The following is a 21,524-nucleotide window of genomic DNA, read 5'->3' on the forward strand; positions in this document are numbered from 1 at the left end:
ATGTTCTGGCGCGGCGTCCTCGGCTATCTGCCGGTCAATATCGCCCAAGGCGTAGTGGGCCTGCTGACCATTGTCCTGTTCACGCGGGTGCTGTCGCCCGAGGAATATGGCGCTTACGCCCTCGCCTTCTCAGCGCTCAGCCTTACCCAGACCGTCCTGCTGACCTGGACCGAGGCGGCCATGGCGCGTTTCTTCGCGGCGCGCGCCGAGGATGGCCGACTTCCCGATCATTTCACCACGCTCTATCGGTTGTGGGGCGCCTGCGCCCTGGCGACACCGGTCATCGCCGGCGTTGCACTCTATGCCCTGCCTCTCGACGCCCCGATGAAGGTCGCGCTGGCGGCCGCTTTCGCCGCCGTCGTCGTCAAGAGCCTGACCAAGCTGTCGCAGGAGCGCCGGCGAGCGGCCGGTGAAGTCTCGGGCGCGGCGCTGCTCGATATCGTCCAGACTGTCGGCGGCTTCGCTCTGGGCCTGATCCTCGCTCTGGTTGGTCTGGGCGGCGCGGCCCCGTTGCTGGGCATGGGCGCGATCTCTCTGCTGTGTCTGGTGTTCGTGTTGCCAGCCGACCTTGGACGGATGCGGGGCGGTCGCTTCGACAGCGCCATGGCCCGCGACTACGCGACCTATGGGGTGCCAGTGGCGCTGTCCCTGATCCTGGCGCTGGTGCTTTCGACGACCGATCGCTTCCTTCTGGCCGCCTATCTGGGCGAAGCCACGGTCGGCGTCTATCACGCCGGATATTCGCTCGGCAGTCGCACTCTGGACGTCGTCTTCATCTGGCTGGGTATGGCGGGCGGACCGGCCCTGGTCGCGGCGCTTGAGCGCGGCGGCCCAGCGGCTCTGAAGAGCGCCGCGCGCGAGCAGGCCTCATTCATGGTCCTTCTGACACTGCCGGCGGCTGTCGGTCTGGCGCTCGTCGCCCCGTCTCTGGTCGAACTGATGGTCGGCGAGGCGCTGCGGGCTGGGGCAGTTGCGGTGGTGCCGTGGATCGCCGCCAGCGGCTGGCTGTCGGGTGTCACAACCTATTACCTGCTGCAGGCCTTCACCCTGGGCCGCCGCACGCCCATGCTGATCACCGCCATGGCCGTCCCCGCGCTGGCCAACCTGATCCTGAACCTGCTGCTGATCCCCCGGTTCGGACTGAACGGCGCCCTGTGGGCGACAACCGCCAGCTATGGCGTCGGGGCTGTGGCCGCCTGGACCCTGGGCCGCAGCGCCCAGCCCCTGCCAATCCCCTGGGCTACGTTGGCCAAGGCGGGAGCCGCCTGCCTCCTGATGGCTGCGGCCGTGCTGATCCTGCCCTCGCCGGGCGGAATTCTTGAACTGATCCTGAAAGCTTCCGTCGGGGCCGCTGTCTACGGCGGCGTGGCGCTGGGACTCAATATAGACGGTCTGCGTGGCAAGCTTTCCGGTCTTGCCCGGCGAAAGGCGCGTCCAGCATGACCTCCACGGCCAACGCGATCATCGTCGACAACGCCCTGTGGTCGAACGCCGCTCCGCGATTGTCGGTGCTGATCCCGACCTTTCGCGACGATCCATCGGCCCTGCTCAAGGCGCTGGACGACTCCATGGCGCGGGCCGAGATCATCGTACTGGACGACGGCGGCGGCGACGAGGCCCTGGCCAAACGCATCGCCGGCCGGATCGAGCGGCTGCGTCTGCCCGCGCGGTTCATTCGACTGACGTCCAACGAAGGGCGCGCCAAGGGCCGCAACCGTCTGGCCAGTCACGCACGCGCCGGTCACTTCCTGTTTTTGGACAGCGATATGCTGCCGGATCCCGAAGACTTTCTGGCCCGCTGGGTGGCCCTGGCGGAAGGCGAGAACACACCCATCGCCTTTGGCGGATTCACCCTGAACCAGACGCCCCGGCGACCCGAGCATGAATTGCACCGGGCCATGGCGCTGAAGAGCGACTGCACCCCGGCGCCCGAACGCGCCAGATCACCCGAGAAGCACGTCTTCACCTCCAACCTGCTGGTCCGCCGCGACGTCTTTGAAACGGTAGAGTTCGACGAGGGCTTCACGGGCTGGGGCTGGGAAGACGTTGAGTGGGCCATGCGCGTGAGCCGCGATCACCCGATCCTTCACATCGACAATTCGGCCACCCATCTGGGCCTCGATACCGCTCCGGCCATGGCCGCCAAGTACGAGCAGTCAGCGTCAAACTTCGCGCGGGTCGTCAGCGCCCACCGCGAGATCGTCAGCGCCTACCCCAGCTACAAGGTCGCCAGGGCTCTGAAGTCTTTGCCCGCGCGCGACATCTGGCGGCCGATGCTGAAGGCCTTCGCCCTCAATGAGGCCGCGCCCACGCGCCTGCGCGCCTTCGCCATGCGGCTCTATCGCGCCGCCCTCTATTGTGAGTCCGTCTGATGCAAGTGTCTCACGACAAGGTCGACGCCTACGAACCGGACCGAACCCTGAAGGGCAAGCTGCGGCGTCGCCTGATCCGCCTGGCTCATCGCCGCCCGGCGCGCGTGAAGCTGGCGCGGCCAATGGTGTCGTTCAGCTTCGACGACGCGCCCGCCACCGCCTGCGAGGCCGGCGCCAGGGTGCTGGAAGCGCGCGGCCTGCGCGGCACCTACTATTTCGCGGGCGGCCTGACCGGTCGCGAGGGCCCCATGGGCCGTTTCGCTACGGGAGAAGACGCCGCACGCCTGCATGCCGCTGGGCACGAGATCGGGTGCCACACCTTCTCGCACCTGGATTGCGGTCAAGCCTCGCGGGAAGCCACCCTCGCCGATATCGACCAGAACGCCGAAGCCCTGAAGTCGTGGGGGGCTGGAAAGCCGGTCAGCTTCGCATACCCGTACGGCGATGTCGGATCGCCAGCCAAGACGCTGCTGGCCGGCCGGTTCAAGACCGTGCGCGCCCTGCACCACGGCCTGATCGCCAACGGGGCGGACCTCAACCAGGCGCCTGCCGTCGGGATTGAGGGCGAAGACGGGGAGGCTGTGGCGCTGAAGTGGCTGGACCGCGCCCATGCCCGCAAAGCGTGGCTGATCCTCTACACCCACGATGTGTCTGAGACCCCCTCGCAATGGGGCTGCTCGACCGAGACCTTGAAACGGCTGGTCGACGGCGCGATGAACGCCGGCTTCGACGTGGTCACCGTGGCCGAGGGCGCGCGCCGGATCGGGCTTTAGCCCTTCGCGGCGTCCCGCCTGGGAAACAGCTTTACGTCCAAGTCCGGTCCGTCATTGCGACCGCCGAAAACGCCGATCCAGAAGTGCCCGTAGTCGCGCACCATGTCGCGCGGCACGAACAGGCCATGGCTGTAGGGCGTGTCGACCCCGATCGGTATCGAGGCGTCGGCGTCGCCGTACCAGGTGCCAAACAGACGGTCCCAGATCGGCGCGATGGCGAAGTGGCCAGTGGGGTGGCTCATGTCCAGCTTGTGGTGCAAGCGGTGATGATTGGGTGACTGGATCACGTAGCGCCCAAACCAGCCCCAGTTCGCGTCGATCTTGGAGTGGATCAGGAAGCCGATCCCGACGACCAGCACGTTGACGTAAATCATCACGTCGGCGGGCGCGCCCAGAATGGCCATCGGCAGGTTGACGACAAACAGTCCGGTGAAGGCCGCGGGATGCTGGCGTCCCGCAGTGATCACACCGAAGTCAGAGGCCGAGTGGTGATAGCGATGCAGCGGCCAGAACAGCCGGCTGTGGTCCAGCCTGTGGGTCCAGTAGTCGAAGAAGGTGTAGACGAGGAAGTAGAACACCAACTGCAACGCGAACGGAAGCGGCGCGGGACCTATGGCAAGGCCCGTGGTGGTCCTCAGCCAGTCATGGATCCAAGCGCCCGAGATCATCGAGGCTCCCAGCATCATGATACGGCCAAAGATATCGAGGATGTGGGCCTGCCCCAGTAAAAAGCAGGCGATATCGGTCTTCAGCGACGCCGTCGGCGCGAACAGCAACTGGCGGGCAGAGCTGTTGGACCAGCCGACGACCAAGGCTTCGATCCATAGGGCCGAGGGCAGCAGAAGAAAGATCAGGGCAGCGTTGTTGATGTGCTCGTGCGCCGACTCCGTGTCGAGCGTGCGGCCCAACACCGTGAAGGACACGTGGGTTGGAACAACCTGCAACACCGCCCACCAGGCTGAGCCCATGGCGGCGATATAGGCCAGGAAGCTCAGAACAACCATGATCCGGGCCACGCTGAAGCGCGATGAACGCGCGACGGGCGTCGGCGCAAAACTCCGGACAAGCTCGTCCGGGTCAGCCTGAAGCGCTGGAGGTTTCACTGAATATGGCTCCGCCTTCTGCGACGCTTGGTGGTCAGCAGAGCTAGGTCTAGGCCAAGGCGGTTAAAAACTTCGTTCGGCGAAGCGGTTAACCGCGCTCCTGTTCCCGATCCGAGAAGGCCAGTTTGGCGGCGAAGGCTACAAAAAGCGCCCAACGGAAGTCGTTATAGACCACCGCAATACTCTCGGTTAGCGAAACCAGTGTGTAGACGACCAGGAACGGAAAGACGAGCAAAGCGCCACGGTCGCGGAACACGGCGATGATCGCCAGGGTCAGGGTTTGAAGATAGAACAGCCCCCATGCCGCAAGGCCGATGAGGCCTATGCCCAGCCACTGTTCGATCCAGGAATTGTGCGCATGGTGCGCCTGAAATCCAGCATCTTTGGTGATCCAGGCGAACGGTCCCCAACCGGACTTGTTGTCCCAGACGGCGGCGTAGCCGTACCCGGTCCAGGGTCGCTGCTCGATCTGGCGCATGGCCGCGCTCCAGATCTCGGTGCGGCCCGTGAGGGTGGCGTCCTTGCCCAGGAGAGCAAAGAAGACATCCGAGGCGACCAGGACGAAGCCGCCTAGCAAGACAACCCCCGTCACACCCGTCCAGGTGATCGCAGCTCCGGCTGCCGGACTACGCCGGGCAATCAGCACAAAGACCAGGGCCGCCCCCCCGACCATCAGCGAGGCCAAGGACGTCTTGGACGTCGACATCAGCACCAGCACCAGCGCCAGTCCCGCGAACGGCCACCAGAGCTTCGCGCGCTGGGGATTCAGCAAGGCGGCCGCCGATAGCAGACAGAATCCCAAGGCCATAAGACCGCCGAGGGCGTTCTTCTCCATCCACAGGCCGCGCCAGGCGCCCGGGAACAGCTCGGTCATCACGCCGATCGACGGCACGGCGAGACAGACGACGAAGCTGGCGACAATCAGCACGATGAAGGTGGCCCCCACCACTTCGGCCAACTGAGCCCACTTGTAGCGCGCGGCCAGGGCAAGCCCCCCCAGGGTGGTGCAAGTGACAGCGAACGCGCGACGGGTCGTGACGTCAGGCGCGATCGACCACAGGGTCGAGCCGACCACGATCAGCATCAGCAAGATCAGCAAGGGCTGACGGATCAGCACGCGGATCAGGTTACGGGGATTGAGCGCAACAAGCAGGAAGCCGGCGGCATAGGCCGGCAGATAGGCCACGCGCATGATCCCGCCGGCCGACTCTCCCGCGTTTTCACCAAACAGCGGCAGCTCCCAGCCACCGCTGTAGATCAGCAGCATGGCGACCGAGGCGCAGAAGATCGCGATCTGGGGCAGGAGGAGCGGCGCCCTCCCCGAAGGCGTCACGGCAGGATCGCCCGAAGGAACGCAGGCGGCTGCACCGTAGCCTGGTTGAAGAACACGCCAGCGCAGCGGCCGCCGACCGTGGCCAGGGCGTCGCGAAGTTGGGCCGGTGGCTTGACGTCAGGCTGCTGGGCCGAGACCACCATCACTGTCTGATCCATGTGTTGGGCCACGGTGAGGGCCGCCTGGGAGCGATCCACCGATGGACTATCAACCACGATAACCTCGGCATGGCGGCGCAAGGCCTGCCAGTATTCGGCCCCTGGAATAATGTGGACCTTCTGGGGTCCGCGCAGGGCGTCGCGATTGAAGCGGGTGACCCAAAGGCGCGATCCACCCACACTATGGGCCGCCAGATACTTAGAGTCAGGCCAGACACCGCCATCAGCGCGCGGCGCCGGAGGCTGCACGGTGAAGAAGGCCGAGCCGTCGGGCGAGGCAGCCACCGCTGGTCCCAACACCCCGAAGCGTTCCGGATTCATGGAGATGGTCTGGAATTGCGCAGAGGTCGCCAAGTCCATATCGACCAGCCAGGTCTTGCGACCGGCGCGCGTTGCCGTGAAACGAGCCAACTCGCGAGCGACGGTGGAAGTCCCCTCCCCTCGCCGGGCGGCGACGACCTGGATGACGTGCGGGCGCCCAGGCGCCGGCGCGCCCAGTGAGCTCCACAACTCCGCCATCTCGGCGTTCAAATCCACCATCCGTCGAATCGCCGCGCGTTCAGGAGCTACAAACTAGCGTCATTCCCCTGGTGCGCGAAAGGCGACCAAAGCACTCAGCGTAAAGCCCTGCCACCTAGGCTGCGCGCTTGTATTCGGCAGTGGCCAGAACAGGCAGGTTCAAGGTCCGGGCGGCCGAGGCTGGGGTTTGGAGCCCGGGGCGCAGGAACATCCGAACCAGTCCCGCGCAAAGGGCGGTGAAGGCCGCGAACATGATCGTCAGGGCGAGGATCGGCTTCTGCAGGCTCTTGCCCTGCGACGGCGCGACAGCACGCTGGACGATGCGGATATTGTCGCTGCTTTCCGACGACATCCGTCTTTGAGCCTCGTCCTGCTGTTCCTTGACGGTAAAGTCGCGAACGTTGGACGTCAGGACATCACGGTCGCGGGTCAGCTGATTGAACTGCGGCTCAAGCTCAGCCAGTCGCAGCAAGCGCTGGTTGACGTCGGCGACCTGCTGAACCGCCGTCGTCTGGGACTCGCGCAGCGCCGCCACTTCAGCGCTGAGATCGTTGCGTGAGGTCTGCAGGGTCTGCCAGATCGGGTTGGGGCCGCTACGACGCGCGCCTTCGCCAGCCGTGCGACCGGCGGCGATGCCGCGCTCCAGCTGGGCAATCTGGGCGTCGATGTCGCGGACCGGGCTGGCGTCGGGCCGATAGCGCGACAGCAGGCCCTCGCGATCCAGCTTCAGCTGGTTGAGCTTGGCGGCCGCAGAGGTGTCGGAGTCGCGATACAGCACGGTCTCGGCAGGGGTACGCGCCAACTCCGCCTCAACCGAGGCAAGACGGGCAACGCGATCCTGCAACTGGGCCTCAATGGAATATTTCTGCTGCTCGACCTGGGTCTGCAGCTGGGTCAGCGTCGTCTTCTGCGAGGTGAAGTCGCCGATATCGTTGGTGGTCAGGAACGACTGATAACTGGTGTCGGTCTCTTCGAGCTTTTGCTCAAAGATGTCCTTCTGCCTTTGCAGCACGCGGTCATCACTGTCGATCAGCAGGCCGCGGCGATAGGTCAGGTATTCTTCCAGAAGGGTGTTCAGGACCTTCTCGGCCAACTCGGGATGCTCGTTCTGATAGGACAGGCGAATGATGGAATTGTCCGGCGCCGTCTCGATCTTGAAATTGCGTCCCATGGAGTCACGGCCCAGGGCGATCAGCTTGCGCTTACCTTCGGGCGTTGCAGCGGCGTACTTGGCGGCCTGGGACGGAAACACATTGGCGAAGCCAATCTTGCGGATCACGCGTTCGCGCAGTTCGCCGCTGCCCAGGATCTCGGATTCAGACTGGATAACCTGATCAACATTCGGCACTGCGCCGCGTCCCGCGTCGCCGGCCCGGGGCTCGTAAACGTATTCCTGGCCCAGGCGAACGAAGAGGCTGGATTCGGCGGTATAATTCTTCTTCAGGGTGGTCGAGAACGCGACTCCCAGCACCGCGATGACCAAAAATACACCCAGCATCAGGAAGCGTTCACGCCACAGCAGGGTGATGAAGTCGGTCGGCGCATAGCGCGCACGCGTCGCCCAGTCGCGTTGCGACGGAGGGTCATGCGGCACGCTGGTCCAGGCGCTCGTCGTCGACATACGAATCCGAAGGGTTCAATCTCGACTTCAAACTGGTCCGCTCGCCCTTAAGGCTTCGTTACCCATTCCTGTTAAGACTTGTCGCATGCAACGGCGCACGCATCTCTCGACGGCCTTGGCCATACTGCTCCTGAGCGGCGGCGTGACCGCCTGCGGTCATGTGGACGGCGAGCCCATCACGCCCGCTCCGCGCCCCAGCGCGAACTTTCCCAACATCGGCTATGCCGACTGGAGCGAGGAAGAGCCCTCCTATCGCTTCTATCCAGGCGATGAGGTCGAGGTGACGGTGGCTTCGGCGACCGAGCTCAACAAGTCAGCCATCGTGCAGCCAGACGGTCGGATCGTTCTCCCACTGCTCGGGCCGGTAATGGCGGCCGATCGTACGATCTTCGAACTGGAGGACGCGATCACTGAGGCCTATGGCAGCCAACTGCTGCGACCCCAGGTGCAGGTGTCGGTCAAGACGACGACCCCGCTGAAGGTGTTCGTCGGCGGCGAGGTCGGCAATCCGGGCGTCTACGACATGCCCGGCGATGTCGATGCGCTACGCGCTGTTATCCAGGCCGGCGGCTTCAAGACCTCGTCCAAGCGAAGCCAGGTTGTCATCATCCGTCGTGGCCCAGACGGTCGCGCCATGCTGCGCACGGCCGATCTTCTGAGGGGGATGACCAATCCCGGCGGCGGCGTGGATCTGATCCCGCTTCGCCGCTTCGATATCGTCTATGTGCCGCGCAGCGGCGCGGCGGAGACGGGGCTGTTCATGCAGCAGTACTTCCGCGACCTGCTGCCGGTCAGCTTCAGCTACGCGGTCAACGGCGTCGGCCAATAGGCTCGAGCTGAGCATTGGCCGATCGCTGAATCCGAAAAGCCGGATTCAGCCGTGGGCCAGCCATTCCCGCGCAGCGCGCTGGGCTTCGGCGACGTCTTCGCTGGCCATCTCTTGCGACAGTTCTTTGCGATAGACCTTGGCCTCCACAGAACCGCGCATGGCGGCCAGGTTGAACAGCATGTGCGCCGAGACGTAGTCGACGGGGGCGCCGCCCTGACCGGTCGAATACAGCAGGCCCATGCGGAACAGTTCGTCGCCCGAGGACTCGGCAGTCGGCAGCGGCAGCACGTGGGCGGGTGGGGGTTCGATGCTCATCATCATGGCTTCATCTCCTCTTCCAGGCCCCTCCGACGTTCTGTCGGATCCCGGGCCTGGATGCAGAAAAGTCCACAGCCGCTGAACATATAGTTAAGCGTCGGAACATCATGAATTCAGGCGCGAATACATGCTTTCTTCAGGGGTATTACTCAGCGTAAACGCCTGTATACGCCGAGTTAACGCACGGACTGCCTAAAGAGCATCCTTCGGGCCTCGCACGTCGCCCCACTCGGGGCCTAAAGACCCGCAAAACGCAATTCCACCCCCAGTTTGGGGCGCTTTTCAAAGTTTTCGCGGGCTCCGATCCTTTCCGAAAACGCTTTAGAGTTTGGCAAGTCTTCCACAACTGTGCCCGGGTTTTTGCAGGGCGCAACCCTCAGCCCGCCGGCGAAATCGGCAGCGGACAATTGGCCGCAGATAGAATTCTGCCGGGAAAGTGGCCTGTCGACCACACACACAAGAGCGGCTTGTCCCATTGATGTTGCCTACCGCGCGATGGGCGCTCTGGCGAAAAGGTGGAGCTGGCCGCCCGTTCGTCTGACGGCGTCATTCAGGCGCGGTTCAGCCGGCCTGCAGGAGGATGGTTTCCAGGGTCGAGGGATTTGGCGGTGGAAACCCGCCCGACCAGAAGGAGTGGACGAGATGAAACGTCTGTTGCTCACCATCGCCGTTGTCGCATCGGTAGCCGGTCCCATGACCGCCGTAGCCAGCGATGCATCCGCCCAGGATCGTGGCCGCTGGGACCATCGCGAAGATCGCTGGGACCGACGGGAAGACCGGCGCGACGCCCGTCATGACGGGGGCCGTTGGGACCGGCGCGAGGACCGTTGGGATCGGCGTGAAGACCGCTGGGATCGCGGCCGGCACAATGGCTATTACTATGGAACCCGTTTCCACTACGGCGCTCCGCCTTCGCACTATTACGGCCATCCGAGCTACCGCCCCGGCTATGTCGCCTGGCGTCGAGGCGCCTATCTGCCCCCCTACTATCGCGGCGGCGGATATGTCGTGCATGACTACGGCCGCTATCGCCTGCGTCCGCCGCCCCGTGGCTATTACTGGTACCGCACCGGCGATGACTACGTGCTGGCGGCCATAGCCACCGGCCTGATCTTCGACGTCATGACCAACGGCTACTAACGGGAACGGGCAAGGGACAAGCGTTCCGGAGGTGGTCCTCCGGAACGCCTTGCGGCTAGAGTCCGAGCTTGGATTTCAGCAGGTCGTTGACGGTGGCCGGATTGGCCTTGCCGCCCGTCTCCTTCATCACCTGGCCGACGAACCAGCCGATGGCCTGGGGCTTTTCCTTCACGGCCGAGGCCTTGTCGGGATTGGCCGCGATCAGCGCGTCAATGGCCGCTTCGATGGCGCCAGTGTCGTTGATCTGCACGAGGCCGCGCTTCTCGACGATCTCGGACGGACGCCCCTCGCCGGCCCACATGTGCTCGAAGACCTCCTTGGCGATCTTCGATGAGATGGTGCCGTTCTCGATCAGCTCGACCAGCTGGGCGATGTCCGACGAGGGCAGCGGCGAGGCGGCGATCTCGTGGCCGTTGGCCGACAGCTTGGACAGCAGTTCGTTGGTCACCCAGTTGGAAACCAGCTTGGCGTCGCGGCCTTTGGCGGCGGCTTCGAAGTAGTCGGCGCGGTCGCTCTCAATGATCAGCACGCCGGCGTCATAGGCCGACAGGCCATACTGGCTCTGCAGGCGGGCCTTCTTGGCGTCCGGCAGTTCCGGCAGGGTCTCTTCGATCTTCTTGACCCAGGCCGCGTCGAGGATCAGCGGCAACAGGTCGGGATCGGGGAAGTAGCGATAGTCGTGCGCCTCTTCCTTGCTCCGCATCGAGCGGGTCTCGAGCTTGGTCGGATCGAACAGGCGGGTCTCCTGGTCGATCTTGCCGCCGTCTTCCAGAATCTCGATCTGGCGACGGGCCTCATACTCGATAGCCTGCTGGATATAGCGATACGAATTGACGTTCTTGATCTCGCAGCGCGTGCCCAGGTGGCTGAAGCTGCCGGTCTCGCGGAACTTCTCGTAGGCGCCGGGGCGGCAGACCGAGACGTTGACGTCAGCGCGAAGGTTGCCCTTCTCCATGTCGCCGTCGCAGGTGCCCAGATAGACGAGGATCGTGCGGATCTTCTTCACATAGGCCGCCGCCTCCGCCGAGGTGCGCATGTCGGGCTTGGAGACGATCTCCATCAGCGCCGTGCCTGCGCGGTTCAGGTCGACATAGGTGGCGTTCGGATCCTGATCGTGCAGCGACTTGCCGGCGTCCTGCTCCAGGTGCAGGCGCTCGATGCGCACCTCGAAGGTCGAGCCGTCGTCGTGCTCGACGGTGATCACGCCCTCGCCGACGATCGGCTGGTCGAACTGGCTGATCTGATAGCCCTGCGGCAGGTCGGGGTAGAAGTAGTTCTTGCGGTCGAAGCGGCTCTTCAGATTGATCTTGGCGTTGAGGCCCAGACCCGTCTTGACCGCCTGCTCGACGCAGAAGCCGTTCAGCACCGGCAGCATGCCGGGCATGGCTGCGTCCACCAGGCTCACCTGCTCGTTGGGCCCAGCCCCAAAGCCCACGGCGGCGCCGGAGAACAGCTTGGACTTGCTGGCGACCTGGGCGTGGATCTCGAGACCGAGAACGATTTCCCAGGGGCCGGTGCGGCCTTGGATGGTTTTGGATTCTTGCGTCATGAGCCTCTCTTACACCGACCGCGCCATGGCGGAAAACCCTTAGGCCGCCGGGTTTCAACGCGAACCGTCGCCCCCTTCCTGGAGAGATTTCCCGCGCCCGTCCCTCCGGCGGTTTTCATATAGTTGAGGTCCGAAGCCAAATAAGGCCCCTTCTTGTTAGAAACGGCGCCATTCCGGGGCAATCGGAACCTCCACGACGCCGAACGGTTACGTCCTCCGAGAAATAAAGCTGAGGAGGACTTCATGCCCGCTTTTAGTCAGACCTTGAATCTGGACTCGATCGACACTGTGGATACGCGTCGTCAGCGCACGCCGATCCAGTCCGCTCCGGTTTCCGCCGCGACGGATGCTTCGCCCATGTTCCCCGCCGCGCCGATCTATGCCCGCAAGCCGGCTAAGAACGCTGCGAACAACATGGCGCTGCTGGTCGGCGCGCCGGTCATGCTGGTCGCCGCAGGCGCCATCGCCTGGGCGATGATGGCCAATCCGGCCCAGCCCCCGACCGAGACGCAGCAGACGGCCCAGATGGCCATCGCCGACACGGTCCCGCTGAGCCCGCCGCTGGCGCCGGCCACCATGCCGACCCCGACGCCGATCGAGACCGCCGTCGCCGAGCCCGCCCCGCGCGCCGTCGCATCAGCCCCGATCCGCGCCACGCCGCGCGCCGCCGTCGTCCGCCGAGCCGCTCCGGCCGTCGCGACGACCCCGGACGCCAGTTTGGCCTCGTCGAACGTCAGCGCCACGGTCCCAGCGCCCACTCCTGCCGTCATCGCCGAGCCGGATCCGGTCGTGATCGCCGCCCCGGTCGCCGCAGCGCCAGCCCCGACTCCGGCACCGGCACCGGCACCGGCACCGGTCACGCCGGTCGACCCGCAGTAACCGACTAGCCTAACGAAGAAGGGCGGCTCCTCGCGGAGCCGCCCTTTTTACGAAGTCACCACCAGCGGGCGGCCTTGGCGTTGAAGCCGGCCGCCTTTTCCAGCGCCCCGGCCACCGAGAACACCGTGCCCTCGTCCAGCGGCTTGCCGATGATCTGCAGGCCCAGCGGCAGGCCGTTGGAATCCAGTCCCGCCGGCAGCGACAGGCCCGGCAGGCCGGCCAGGTTGGTCGTCACCGTGAAGACGTCATTGAGGTACATGGCGATGGGGTCGTTGCTGTTCTCGCCCAGACCGAACGCCGCCGACGGCGCCGTCGGGGTCAGGATCGCGTCGCAGCGTTCCCAGGCCTTGTCGAAGTCCTCGGCGATGCGGCGACGCACCTTCAGGGCCTTCAGATAGTAGGCGTCATAATAGCCGGCGCTGAGCACATAGGTGCCGATCAGGATGCGGCGCTTGACCTCGTCGCCGAAGCCTTCGGCGCGGGTGTTCTCATAGGTCTCGGTGAGGTTGCCACCCTCGGCCCGCAGGCCGTAGCGCATGCCGTCATAGCGGGCCAGGTTCGAGGACGCCTCGGCCGGGGCCACGATGTAGTAGGCCGGCAGGGCGTACTTGGTGTGCGGCAGGGTGATGTCGACGATCTCGCAGCCGGCTTCCCTCAGCCAGGCGATGCCGTCTTCCCACAGCTTTTCGATCTCGGCCGGCATGTTGTCGACGCGGTATTCCTTGGGAATGCCGATCCGCAGGCCCTTGACCGACTTGCCGACGAACTGGGTGAAGTCCGGCACCGGCACGTCGAGGCTGGTGGAGTCCTTGGGGTCATGGCCGCACATTGAGGTCAGTAGCAGGGCCGCGTCCTCGACGGTCTTGGCGATCGGGCCCGCCTGGTCCAGCGAGCTGGCGAAGGCCACGACGCCCCAGCGCGAGCAGCGGCCATAGGTCGGCTTGATGCCCACGGTGCCGGTGAAGGCGGCCGGCTGGCGGATCGAGCCGCCGGTGTCGGTGGCGGTGGCGCCCAGACACAGGCCGGCGGCCACAGCCGCAGCCGAACCACCCGACGAGCCGCCGGGGGTCAGGGGCTTGTCGCTGGCGGTCGAGCGCCAGGGATTGGTCACGGGGCCAAAATACGAGGTCTCGTTCGACGAGCCCATGGCGAACTGGTCCAGGTTCAGCTTGCCCAGCATCACCGCGCCATCACGCCACAACTGGCTGGTGACGGTCGATTCATACTGCGGGATGAACCCTTCGAGGATCTTCGAGCAGGCCGTCGTCTGGACGCCCTTGGTGCAGAACAGATCCTTGATGCCCAGCGGCGCGCCGTCCAGCGGACCGGCCACGCCCAGGGCGCGACGGGCGTCCGACGCCGCCGCCATCGACAGCGCCTGTTCGGGCGTCTCGACGATGAAGGCGTTCAGGGCGCGCGCGCCCTCGATGGCCTCGATATGGGCTGTGGTCAGCTCGACGGAGGTGAAGTCACCCGCTTCCAGGCCGTCGATGGCGCCCTTCAGGGTCAGGGACGTAAGGGCGCTCATTATTCGACAACCTTGGGCACGACGAAGAAGCCGTCGACGGACTTGGGGGCGTTGGAGGTGATCACCGAGGCGTCGCCGCCCATGGTCACCACGTCTTCACGCAGCGGCGCGCCGGCGCCGACCACGCTGGTCAGCGGCTCGACGCCGTCGGTATCGACCTCGGCCAGCTGCTCGATCCACGCCATGATGCCGTTGAGCTCCTGGGCCAGGGGCTCCAGGCGATCTTCGGGTGTGGCGATCCGCGCGAGCCGCGCGACCTTGCGCACTGTGGCGACGTCAATGGCCATTGGGGGCCTCCTGAATTCCAAGCGCGTGGGTTAGCCGCCAGAGGGGCGCTTTGACAAGTCGTTCCCTTGCTGGGCGGGCCGTTCCCCGTGTTATGAGGGGCGATGCCCGTTCTCGATATCGAAGATTTCGCCGCCGCCATCCCTGATTACATGCCGATCGTCGGCCTCGACCCCGGCGAGAAGACCATCGGCGTGGCCGTTTCCGACGTCACCCTGACCGTCGCCAGTCCCCTGGCCCTGATCCGGAAGACCAAGTTCAGCGAGGACGCCGAGACGCTGTTCAAGCTGATGGGCAGCCGCAAGGCGGCCGGCATCGTCATCGGCCTGCCGATGAACATGGACGGCACCGAAGGCGTCCGCTGCCAGTCCAACCGGGCGCTGGGCCGCAACCTGTTGCGTCTGCAGCCGCATGTGCCGATCACCTTCTGGGACGAGCGCCTGTCGACGGCGGCCGTGACCCGGGTGCTGATCGAGGAGCACGACGTCAACCGCAAGCGCCGGGCCGAGGTGGTCGACAAGATGGCCGCCGGCTGGATCCTGCAGGGCGCTCTGGAGCGGATGCGGGGAATTCGGGAAGCTGCGGGCAAGGTTTAGCTTTCTTAGCTCCTCCCCCTCTGGGGGAGGTGGCCCGGAGGGCCGGAAGGGGCAGCGCGGCCGACTTCCAGCTAGCCCCCTCAGTCGCTCCGCGACAGCTCCCCCAGAGGGGGAGCAGCTACAGTTTCGCGACCTCACGCGATCACTCGCTGAGCTATGAAAAGGGTCGCGGAGCGTCCGGACCACGTCCGGATGAGTGAGTAGCAAATACCGTTTCGACGAAGCCGTCCGCTCCGCGTGGTCGTTATCCGTCAGCGTCCCAGCGGGTGGCCCAGTTGGGGCCTTACCGGGACCCGGAAGCTTCGGTTTCCCGAAGTCCCGAAGGTCGGGGGGCGTGGGGCCAATCCTGACCAACACTCGCCTTGATCCCCATCCACGCCGACGGCGGGCGGGTCCTGCAACGCCAGGGTCCCCGGACGCGCTTCAGTATCCCCCTGAAGCACAGCCCCGCTCGATCACCCCCCGCCGCCGCAATGGTCGCTGGCCTTGCGCCCTTTCCTCGCGACGAGGTGGGGACAGAATACGGGAGGTTTCGGCGCGTCTGACAGGCGCGCTCGGTTTGTTTGCAGGACGTTGAATTTGCTGCGGTCTCGCAGCGATAGCTCGAGGATAGGGCGCAGTTTATCCCCGTACTTGCCCCCTACGGGCTGCTTCGCAGCCGTCTTCCCCCGGAGGGGGAAGATGAATTCGCGATGTCATCTTCCCCCTGAAAGGGGGAGGACGACCTGCGCAGCAGGTCAGGAGGGGGCCAGCGGCGGCGGCCGGTTATCCCCCATCGCGCGCACCCGCCGCCTTCCCTCTCCCGGCAAAGCCGCCTAAGACACCGTTTCATGACGGCCAAGCCCCATGATCCCGCCCGCGTCGCCCTCGACGCGATCCGCGCCCGCGCCTTTGCGTTCCCAAAGCGCCATTTCCTGTCCGCCGGCGACCTCAACGCCCCGCAGGCCGCCGACCTGCTGGACCTGGCCGAGGCGTTCGTCGCCTTCAACCGCCAGACCTCCAAGTCGCTGGACCTGCTCAAGGGCCGGACGCTGATGAACCTGTTCTTCGAGAACAGCACCCGCACCCAGTCCAGCTTCGAGATCGCCGGCAAGCGCCTGGGCGCCGACGTGGTCAATATGAGCCCGCGCACCTCGTCGATCACCAAGGGCGAGACCCTGATCGACACCGCCGTGACCCTGAACGCCATGCGCCCCGACCTGCTGGTGGTGCGCCACGCCTCGTCGGGCGCCGCCAGCCTGCTCAGCCAGAAGGTCAGCGGCCATGTGATCAACGCCGGTGACGGCCAGCACGAGCATCCGACCCAGGCGGTGCTGGACGCCCTGTCGATCCGCCGCGCCTTTGGCCGGGTGTCGGGCCTGACCGTGGCGATCTGCGGCGATGTTTTGCACAGCCGCGTGGCCCGCTCGAACGTCTCCCTGCTGCACACCCTGGGCGCCAGCGTGCGGCTGGTGGGTCCCGCCACCCTGATGCCGGCCCAGGCCGAGCGCTGGGGCGTGACCGTGCACCACGACATGAAGTCGGGCCTGGCCGGGGCAGACGTGGTGATGATGCTGCGCCTGCAGCTGGAGCGCATGCAGGGCGGCTTCGTGCCCTCGACCCGCGAATATTTCCGCTTCTATGGCCTGGACCGCGAAAAGCTTTCGCGCGCCGCGCCGGGGGCCAAGGTGATGCACCCTGGGCCCATGAACCGGGGCGTCGAGATCGATTCCGACGTGGCCGACGATCCGGCCGTCAGCCTGATCCAGGACCAGGTCGAGATGGGCGTCGCCGCCCGGATGGCGGTGCTGACCAGCCTCGCCGCACGGCTGGAGGCCGATCAATGAATTCGCCCCAGCCCCTGGCCTTCACCAATGCCCGCCTGGTCGATCCCGAGAGCGGCTATGACGGCCCCGGCGGGGTCATCGTCTCAGAGGGCGTGATCTCCGACGTCGCCAAGGGCCGCGAGTTCGGCAAGCTGGGCAAGGGCGTCCGGGTCGTCGATTGCGGCGGGGCCCTGCTGGCCCCCGGCCTGATCGACCTGCGGGTCAAGACCGGCGAGCCGGGCTCGGAAACCAAGGAAACCCTGGCTTCAGCCGCGCGCGCCGCCGCCGCCGGCGGTGTGACCTCGATCGTCGTGCAGCCGGACACCGATCCGGCCATCGACGATCCCAGCGTGGTCGACTTCATCCTGCGCCGGGCCCGCGACATCGACAGCGCCCGTATCCTGTGCGCCGGAGCGGCGACCAAGGGCCTTAAGGGCGAGCAGATGGCCGAGATCGGCCTGATGCGCGAGGCCGGCTGCGTCTATATCACCGACGCCGACCGCCCGATCGTCGACTCCAAGGTATTCCAGCGCATCCTGACCTACGCCAAGGGCTTCGACACCCTGCTGGCCCACCGGCCGATGGACATGTGGCTGGCCCGGGGCGGCGCGGCGATCGGCGGCGAGTTCGCCGGCCGCCTGGGCCTGCCGTCGATTTCGCCGATGGCCGAACGGATCATGCTGGAGCGCGACATCGCCCTGCTGGAAGCCACCGGCGGCCGCCTGCTGGTGGACCAAATCACCAGCGCCGGCGCGCTGGAGACCCTGGCGCGCGGCAAGGCCAAAGGCCTGCGCCTGCACGCCAGCGTGTCGATCAATCACCTGTCGTTCAACGAGCTCGACGTGGGCGACTATCGCACCTTCGCCAAGGTCACCCCGCCCCTGCGCGGCGAGGACGACCGTCAGGCCCTGATCGAAGCGCTGGCCTCAGGCCTGATCGATATCGTGGTGTCCGCCCACGCTCCGGCCCCGGCCGAGGACAAACGCCTGCCCTTCGACGAGGCCGCCCCCGGCGCCATCGGCGTTGAGACCCTGCTGCCGGCCCTGCTGTCGCTGTATCACGACGAGCGCCTGCCGCTGGTCGACCTGATCCGCGCCGTGACCCTCGCGCCCGCCGAGCTGCTGGGCCTGCGCGGAGGCCGTATCGCGCCCGGCGCGCCGGCCGATCTGGTGCTGTGCGACATCGACGCGCCGATCATCGTGGATGCGGCCAAGCTGCTCTCGAAGTCCAAGAACTCGCCGTTCGACGGCCGCAGGCTGCAGGGTCAGGTGCTGATGACGCTGGTGGATGGGCGGGTGGTGCATCGGGCCGAGGGGTAGTTCCTTCAATGGCAAGAATTGACAATCTTTGCCAAATATCACCCACTGCCATCAGAGGTGCATGATGGCGACCATGAACGTTTCCCTGCCCGACGCCATGAAGGACTGGGTTGAGGGCCGCGCCGAAACCGGGCGCTACAGCAATGCCAGCGACTATGTGCGCGACCTGATCCGCCGCGATCAGGAACGCGCCGAGAAGGTCGCCGCCATGCAGCGCCTGATCGACGAAGCCGAAGAGAGCGGTGTCGGGACCTGCTCCATGGACGACATCCTGGCGGCGGCGCGCCGCCGGCTGCGGGCCAGTGCGGATGGCCTATAGGCTCAGTCGCAAGGCCGAGCAGGATATCCTCGATATCTACCTGACCGGAGCGGGCGCGTTTGGGCAGGGTCAGGCCGAGCGCTATCATGCGGGGCTGGAAAGGGCGTTCGCGTTTCTCTCCGAGTTCCCGCTCGCCGCTCCCGAACGCGACGAACTGGGCCGCTCATCGCGCGTCCATCCTTACAAGAGCCACATCATCATCTACCGCCTCGACGGGGCGGACATCTTCATCCAGCGTGTTCGGCATGGATCCGAAGATTGGCTTTCCTGAAGGGTCAGGGGCCCGCCTTTTGCTCACCCCCTGAGTCTCCTGCTACACCTTCGCCACAAGCAATCCTTGCGTAGCGGTTGAAATCGCGCGCAACTCGCCTTAGGGTCGAAACGTGCAAGATCTCGCTCAAGCCGTCTATCTCACGCTCGCGATCGCCGTCGTCGGAGGCTACCTCCTCGGCTCGATCCCGTTCGGCCTGATCGCCACCCGCCTGGGCGGGGCCGGCGACATCCGGCAGATCGGCTCTGGAAACATCGGCGCGACCAACGTCTTGCGCTCAGGGCGCAAGGACCTGGCGGCCATCACCCTGCTGGGCGACGCCGGCAAGGGCGTGCTGGCCGTGCTGCTGGCCCGCTGGCTGACCAACGACAGCGCCGCCATCGTCGCTTTGGCCGGCGGCGCGGCGTTCCTGGGTCACCTGTTCCCCGTCTGGCTGAAGTTCAAGGGCGGCAAGGGCGTCGCCACCTTCTATGGCGTGCTGCTGGCCGCCTGCTGGCCCGTGGGCGTGCTGGCCGCCGTCACCTGGCTGGCCATGGCGGCCCTGTTCCGCATCAGCTCGCTGGCCGCCCTGACCGCCGCCGCCCTGGCCGCTCCGTTCGCCCTGGCCACCGACCAGCCCTATGCCATGCTGGTGCTGGCCCTGTTCATGGCCGTGCTGATCTTCGTCCGCCACCGCGAGAACATCGCTCGCCTGCTGAAGGGCGAAGAGCCGAAGATCGGCAAGAAGAAGACGGCGGAGACGCCGCCTCCGGCCGCGTGATTTCGGGCCGCCTCTCGGACATCCAGCGCCTGGCCTGGCTTCGGCTGGCGCGCACCGAGACGGTCGGCCCCGTCGCCTTCGAGCACCTGCTGGCCCGCTTCGGCACGCCCGAGCGCGCCCTGAGCGCCCTGCCCGACCTCTCCCGTCGCGGGGGGCGGGCCACGCCGCTGAACATTCCCCTGCGCGAAACCATCGAGCGCGAGCTGGAGGCCGGCGCGGCCATGGGCGCGCGGCTGCTGTGCGGTTGCGAGCCTGACTTCCCCGCCCGCCTGGCCGCCCTTGATCCGCCGCCGCCGGTGCTGTGGGCCCTGGGCCGCGCCGAACTGCTGCCCCGGCCCAGCGTCGCCATCGTTGGGGCCCGCATCGCCTCGGCCGCCGGCCAGCGCTTCGCCCGACAACTGGCGGCCGAGCTGGGCGAGGCCGGCCATGTCATCGTCAGCGGCATGGCGCGCGGCGTCGACGGCGCCGCGCACGAGGGCGCGATGCGCACCGGCACGGTGGCCGTGCTGGGCGGCGGAATTGGCGACATCTATCCGCCCGAGCACGGCGCCCTGCACGCGCGTCTGGCCGCCGAGGGCTGCGTGGTGTCCGAAAGCGCCCCCGACCGCCGCGCCCAGGCCAGGGACTTTCCGCGCCGCAACCGCATCATCTCCGGTCTGTCGCTGGGCGTCGTGGTGGTCGAGGCCGAGCTGAAGTCCGGCTCGCTGATCACCGCCCGCCTGGCCGCCGAACAGGGCCGCGACGTCTTCGCCGTGCCCGGCTCGCCGCTGGACCCGCGCGCCCGGGGAACCAACGACCTGATCCGCCAGGGCGCGATCCTGTGCGAAGGCGCCGAAGACGTGCTGCGCAACCTATCGGGCCAGACCCATCTACGCGAGCGCGAGCGGGACTATGACGGCGAGCCGGCAGCCGACATTGACTTCGACGCCCTGCGCGAGCGCCTGGCCGCCCTGCTCTCACCCACGGCCGTTTCGCGCGACGAGCTGGTCCGGGCGACCGGCGCCCCGACCTCGGCGGTGATGGCGGCCCTGGTGGAGCTGGCCCTGGCCGAGCGGGCGGAGCTGCTGGCCGGAGGGATGGTGGCGGGGGTTTGATGCGACGGCGCCTTGCCCCAAGTACTGGATACCAGTACTGCGGACATTGAATTCGAATGGGACCTTGAGAAGGCTCGGAGCAACCTCGCCAAACATGGGGTTGATTTCAAAGACGCCTGTCACGCGATCCTGGACCCTTGGCGGATGGAGGTTGTCGATGACCGGTTCGACTACGGCGAAGAAAGGATCCAGATCATCGGCGCCTGCTTCGGGGCCGTCCTCTTCGTCGTCACCGTCTCACATGTCCAAAATTACTACCGGATCATCTGAGCCAGACCCGCCAACCCCGTCGAAAGCAAAAGGTACTTTCGCGGTGCGTAGCGGCGATCTGCCGATGGGCAAGACGGACTGGGATCGCCTCAAGGCGATAACAGAAGAAGAGATCAACGCCGCCGCACTGTCCGATCCCGACTGCCCGCCGCTGACCGAGGAGCAGCTATCCCGGTTCAAGCGCGTCAAAGCGATCAAGGATATTCGCGGTCGGCTAGGCATGACCCAGGCGGCGTTCTCTGCGGCATTCCGCTTGCCGCTGTCGACAGTCCGGGATTGGGAACAGGGTCGAACCACGCCAGACGCGCCCGCCAGAACACTGCTGACGGCGATAGCCCGGGATCCCGAGACGATGCGAAGGCTGGTCGGTGGCGAAGCGGCCTGATCGGCGACTTCTGGCCTGAAAGCCTAGACGCTGAGGTCGATCATCAGCCCGGTGCCCTGGGCCGGGGCGGCGCGAATGGCGTCGCGCAGGCGGTCGGCGATCTGCGCGCGTTCCGCGTTGGAGGTCACCGGCTTGACGGGCTGGATCGGCGAGACATAGGCCTCGGTGGCGATCCGGTTGATGGTCGAGACGTTCATGAGCGCCAAAAGGGTTTTGGTTCAACCTCAACAATCACCCGACCGACCTTAACAATCGACTACCAAATCACGGGAAACGGCGCCGTTTGAACAGGCCGCGT

Annotated in this window: 24 protein-coding genes; 15 read left to right on the forward strand and 9 right to left on the reverse strand. The window is 66.1% G+C overall.

All coding sequences use genetic code 11. From position 1 onward, the window contains the following. From ACN2C7_RS12400 to ACN2C7_RS12410, 3 genes are read left to right on the forward strand one after another with little or no spacing between them, the layout of a single operon-like run. Window positions 1-1,443 carry an oligosaccharide flippase family protein gene (locus ACN2C7_RS12400; protein ID WP_419317283.1) on the forward strand — a complete coding sequence of 481 codons (1,443 nt, stop codon included), beginning with the start codon at window positions 1-3 and terminating at the stop codon, window positions 1,441-1,443. Further along, window positions 1,440-2,372 carry a glycosyltransferase family 2 protein gene (locus ACN2C7_RS12405; protein ID WP_419317284.1) on the forward strand — a complete coding sequence of 311 codons (933 nt, stop codon included), beginning with the start codon at window positions 1,440-1,442 and terminating at the stop codon, window positions 2,370-2,372. The genes ACN2C7_RS12400 and ACN2C7_RS12405 overlap by 4 nt, the downstream gene beginning before the upstream one ends. After that, on the forward strand, window positions 2,372-3,145 hold the full coding sequence (locus ACN2C7_RS12410; RefSeq protein WP_419317285.1) for a polysaccharide deacetylase family protein: 774 nt from the start codon (window positions 2,372-2,374) through the stop codon (window positions 3,143-3,145). Before ACN2C7_RS12405 ends, ACN2C7_RS12410 begins: the two co-directional genes overlap by 1 nt. Here the strand turns inward: ACN2C7_RS12410 and ACN2C7_RS12415 are convergent. From ACN2C7_RS12415 to ACN2C7_RS12430, 4 genes are all read right to left on the reverse strand, one after another. Then, window positions 3,142-4,149: a sterol desaturase family protein gene (locus tag ACN2C7_RS12415; protein ID WP_419317286.1), complete on the reverse strand. Its 1,008-nt coding sequence runs from the start codon at window positions 4,147-4,149 to the stop codon at window positions 3,142-3,144. The genes ACN2C7_RS12410 and ACN2C7_RS12415 overlap by 4 nt on opposite strands. 187 nt (window positions 4,150-4,336) lie before the next feature. Next, complete coding sequence (locus ACN2C7_RS12420; RefSeq protein ID WP_419321467.1) at window positions 4,337-5,515, reverse strand: O-antigen ligase family protein; 1,179 nt, start codon at window positions 5,513-5,515, stop codon at window positions 4,337-4,339. A gap of 62 nt (window positions 5,516-5,577) precedes the next feature. Then, window positions 5,578-6,279 (reverse strand): sugar kinase, encoded by a 702-nt coding sequence (locus ACN2C7_RS12425; protein WP_419317287.1) that lies wholly within the window; start codon window positions 6,277-6,279, stop codon window positions 5,578-5,580. 94 nt (window positions 6,280-6,373) lie between these two features. Next, entirely contained in the window at window positions 6,374-7,879 is a 1,506-nt protein-coding gene (locus ACN2C7_RS12430; RefSeq protein WP_419317288.1) for a GumC family protein, read from the reverse strand. 85 nt (window positions 7,880-7,964) lie between these two features. Here ACN2C7_RS12430 and ACN2C7_RS12435 point away from each other — a divergent pair, with 85 nt between their 5' ends. Then, window positions 7,965-8,708 (forward strand): polysaccharide biosynthesis/export family protein, encoded by a 744-nt coding sequence (locus tag ACN2C7_RS12435; RefSeq protein ID WP_419317289.1) that lies wholly within the window; start codon window positions 7,965-7,967, stop codon window positions 8,706-8,708. A gap of 45 nt (window positions 8,709-8,753) precedes the next feature. On the opposite strand, the gene ACN2C7_RS12440 is transcribed toward ACN2C7_RS12435, so the two are convergent. Then, a complete protein-coding gene (locus ACN2C7_RS12440; RefSeq protein ID WP_419321468.1) occupies window positions 8,754-9,026 on the reverse strand; it encodes a sel1 repeat family protein in 273 nt (90 codons plus the stop codon). A 642-nt stretch (window positions 9,027-9,668) separates the two neighbouring features. On the opposite strand from ACN2C7_RS12440, the gene ACN2C7_RS12445 reads away from it, so the two are divergent. Next, on the forward strand, window positions 9,669-10,166 hold the full coding sequence (locus ACN2C7_RS12445) for an RcnB family protein (RefSeq protein ID WP_419317290.1): 498 nt from the start codon (window positions 9,669-9,671) through the stop codon (window positions 10,164-10,166). A gap of 55 nt (window positions 10,167-10,221) precedes the next feature. Here ACN2C7_RS12445 and gatB read toward each other — a convergent pair whose 3' ends face one another. After that, on the reverse strand, window positions 10,222-11,715 hold the full coding sequence (gene gatB, locus ACN2C7_RS12450) for an Asp-tRNA(Asn)/Glu-tRNA(Gln) amidotransferase subunit GatB (protein ID WP_419317291.1): 1,494 nt from the start codon (window positions 11,713-11,715) through the stop codon (window positions 10,222-10,224). A 243-nt stretch (window positions 11,716-11,958) separates the two neighbouring features. Between gatB and ACN2C7_RS12455 the strand changes: the two genes are divergently transcribed. Then, on the forward strand, window positions 11,959-12,594 hold the full coding sequence (locus ACN2C7_RS12455; RefSeq protein ID WP_419317292.1) for a hypothetical protein: 636 nt from the start codon (window positions 11,959-11,961) through the stop codon (window positions 12,592-12,594). A 55-nt stretch (window positions 12,595-12,649) separates the two neighbouring features. Here the strand turns inward: ACN2C7_RS12455 and gatA are convergent, their stop codons facing one another. Continuing rightward, window positions 12,650-14,122, reverse strand: coding sequence for an Asp-tRNA(Asn)/Glu-tRNA(Gln) amidotransferase subunit GatA (gatA, locus tag ACN2C7_RS12460; RefSeq protein ID WP_419317293.1), 1,473 nt, complete (start codon window positions 14,120-14,122; stop codon window positions 12,650-12,652). Beyond that, window positions 14,122-14,409: an Asp-tRNA(Asn)/Glu-tRNA(Gln) amidotransferase subunit GatC gene (gene gatC / locus ACN2C7_RS12465; protein WP_062145614.1), complete on the reverse strand. Its 288-nt coding sequence runs from the start codon at window positions 14,407-14,409 to the stop codon at window positions 14,122-14,124. The genes gatA and gatC overlap by 1 nt, the downstream gene beginning before the upstream one ends. A gap of 102 nt (window positions 14,410-14,511) precedes the next feature. On the opposite strand from gatC, the gene ruvX reads away from it, so the two are divergent. The 9 genes from ruvX (at window position 14,512) to ACN2C7_RS12510 (ending at window position 21,226) form a co-directional block, all read left to right on the forward strand. Further along, a complete protein-coding gene (gene ruvX, locus ACN2C7_RS12470) occupies window positions 14,512-15,003 on the forward strand; it encodes a Holliday junction resolvase RuvX (protein WP_419255129.1) in 492 nt (163 codons plus the stop codon). An 830-nt stretch (window positions 15,004-15,833) separates the two neighbouring features. Next, window positions 15,834-16,829 carry an aspartate carbamoyltransferase catalytic subunit gene (locus ACN2C7_RS12475; protein ID WP_419317294.1) on the forward strand — a complete coding sequence of 332 codons (996 nt, stop codon included), beginning with the start codon at window positions 15,834-15,836 and terminating at the stop codon, window positions 16,827-16,829. Next, complete coding sequence (gene pyrC / locus ACN2C7_RS12480) at window positions 16,826-18,127, forward strand: dihydroorotase (RefSeq protein WP_419317295.1); 1,302 nt, start codon at window positions 16,826-16,828, stop codon at window positions 18,125-18,127. The genes ACN2C7_RS12475 and pyrC overlap by 4 nt, the downstream gene beginning before the upstream one ends. A 64-nt stretch (window positions 18,128-18,191) precedes the next feature. Then, on the forward strand, window positions 18,192-18,446 hold the full coding sequence (locus tag ACN2C7_RS12485) for a type II toxin-antitoxin system ParD family antitoxin (protein ID WP_419317296.1): 255 nt from the start codon (window positions 18,192-18,194) through the stop codon (window positions 18,444-18,446). Further along, the gene (locus ACN2C7_RS12490) at window positions 18,436-18,717 is read left to right on the forward strand and encodes a type II toxin-antitoxin system RelE/ParE family toxin (RefSeq protein WP_419317297.1); all 282 of its coding nucleotides are present in this window, start codon (window positions 18,436-18,438) and stop codon (window positions 18,715-18,717) included. Before ACN2C7_RS12485 ends, ACN2C7_RS12490 begins: the two co-directional genes overlap by 11 nt. 112 nt (window positions 18,718-18,829) lie before the next feature. Continuing rightward, entirely contained in the window at window positions 18,830-19,477 is a 648-nt protein-coding gene (plsY, locus tag ACN2C7_RS12495; protein ID WP_419317298.1) for a glycerol-3-phosphate 1-O-acyltransferase PlsY, read from the forward strand. Beyond that, complete coding sequence (gene dprA / locus ACN2C7_RS12500) at window positions 19,474-20,571, forward strand: DNA-processing protein DprA (RefSeq protein WP_419317299.1); 1,098 nt, start codon at window positions 19,474-19,476, stop codon at window positions 20,569-20,571. Before plsY ends, dprA begins: the two co-directional genes overlap by 4 nt. Window positions 20,572-20,583: 12 nt before the next feature. After that, window positions 20,584-20,841 carry a BrnT family toxin gene (locus tag ACN2C7_RS12505; RefSeq protein WP_419317300.1) on the forward strand — a complete coding sequence of 86 codons (258 nt, stop codon included), beginning with the start codon at window positions 20,584-20,586 and terminating at the stop codon, window positions 20,839-20,841. 64 nt (window positions 20,842-20,905) lie between these two features. Continuing rightward, window positions 20,906-21,226, forward strand: coding sequence for a helix-turn-helix domain-containing protein (locus ACN2C7_RS12510; protein ID WP_419317301.1), 321 nt, complete (start codon window positions 20,906-20,908; stop codon window positions 21,224-21,226). A 23-nt stretch (window positions 21,227-21,249) separates the two neighbouring features. On the opposite strand, the gene ACN2C7_RS12515 is transcribed toward ACN2C7_RS12510, so the two are convergent. Further along, window positions 21,250-21,423 (reverse strand): hypothetical protein, encoded by a 174-nt coding sequence (locus ACN2C7_RS12515; protein ID WP_419317302.1) that lies wholly within the window; start codon window positions 21,421-21,423, stop codon window positions 21,250-21,252. Between the last annotated feature and the right edge of the window lie 101 nt (window positions 21,424-21,524).

This window comes from Caulobacter sp. ErkDOM-E, assembly GCF_048541895.1.
Classification (GTDB): domain Bacteria; phylum Pseudomonadota; class Alphaproteobacteria; order Caulobacterales; family Caulobacteraceae; genus Caulobacter.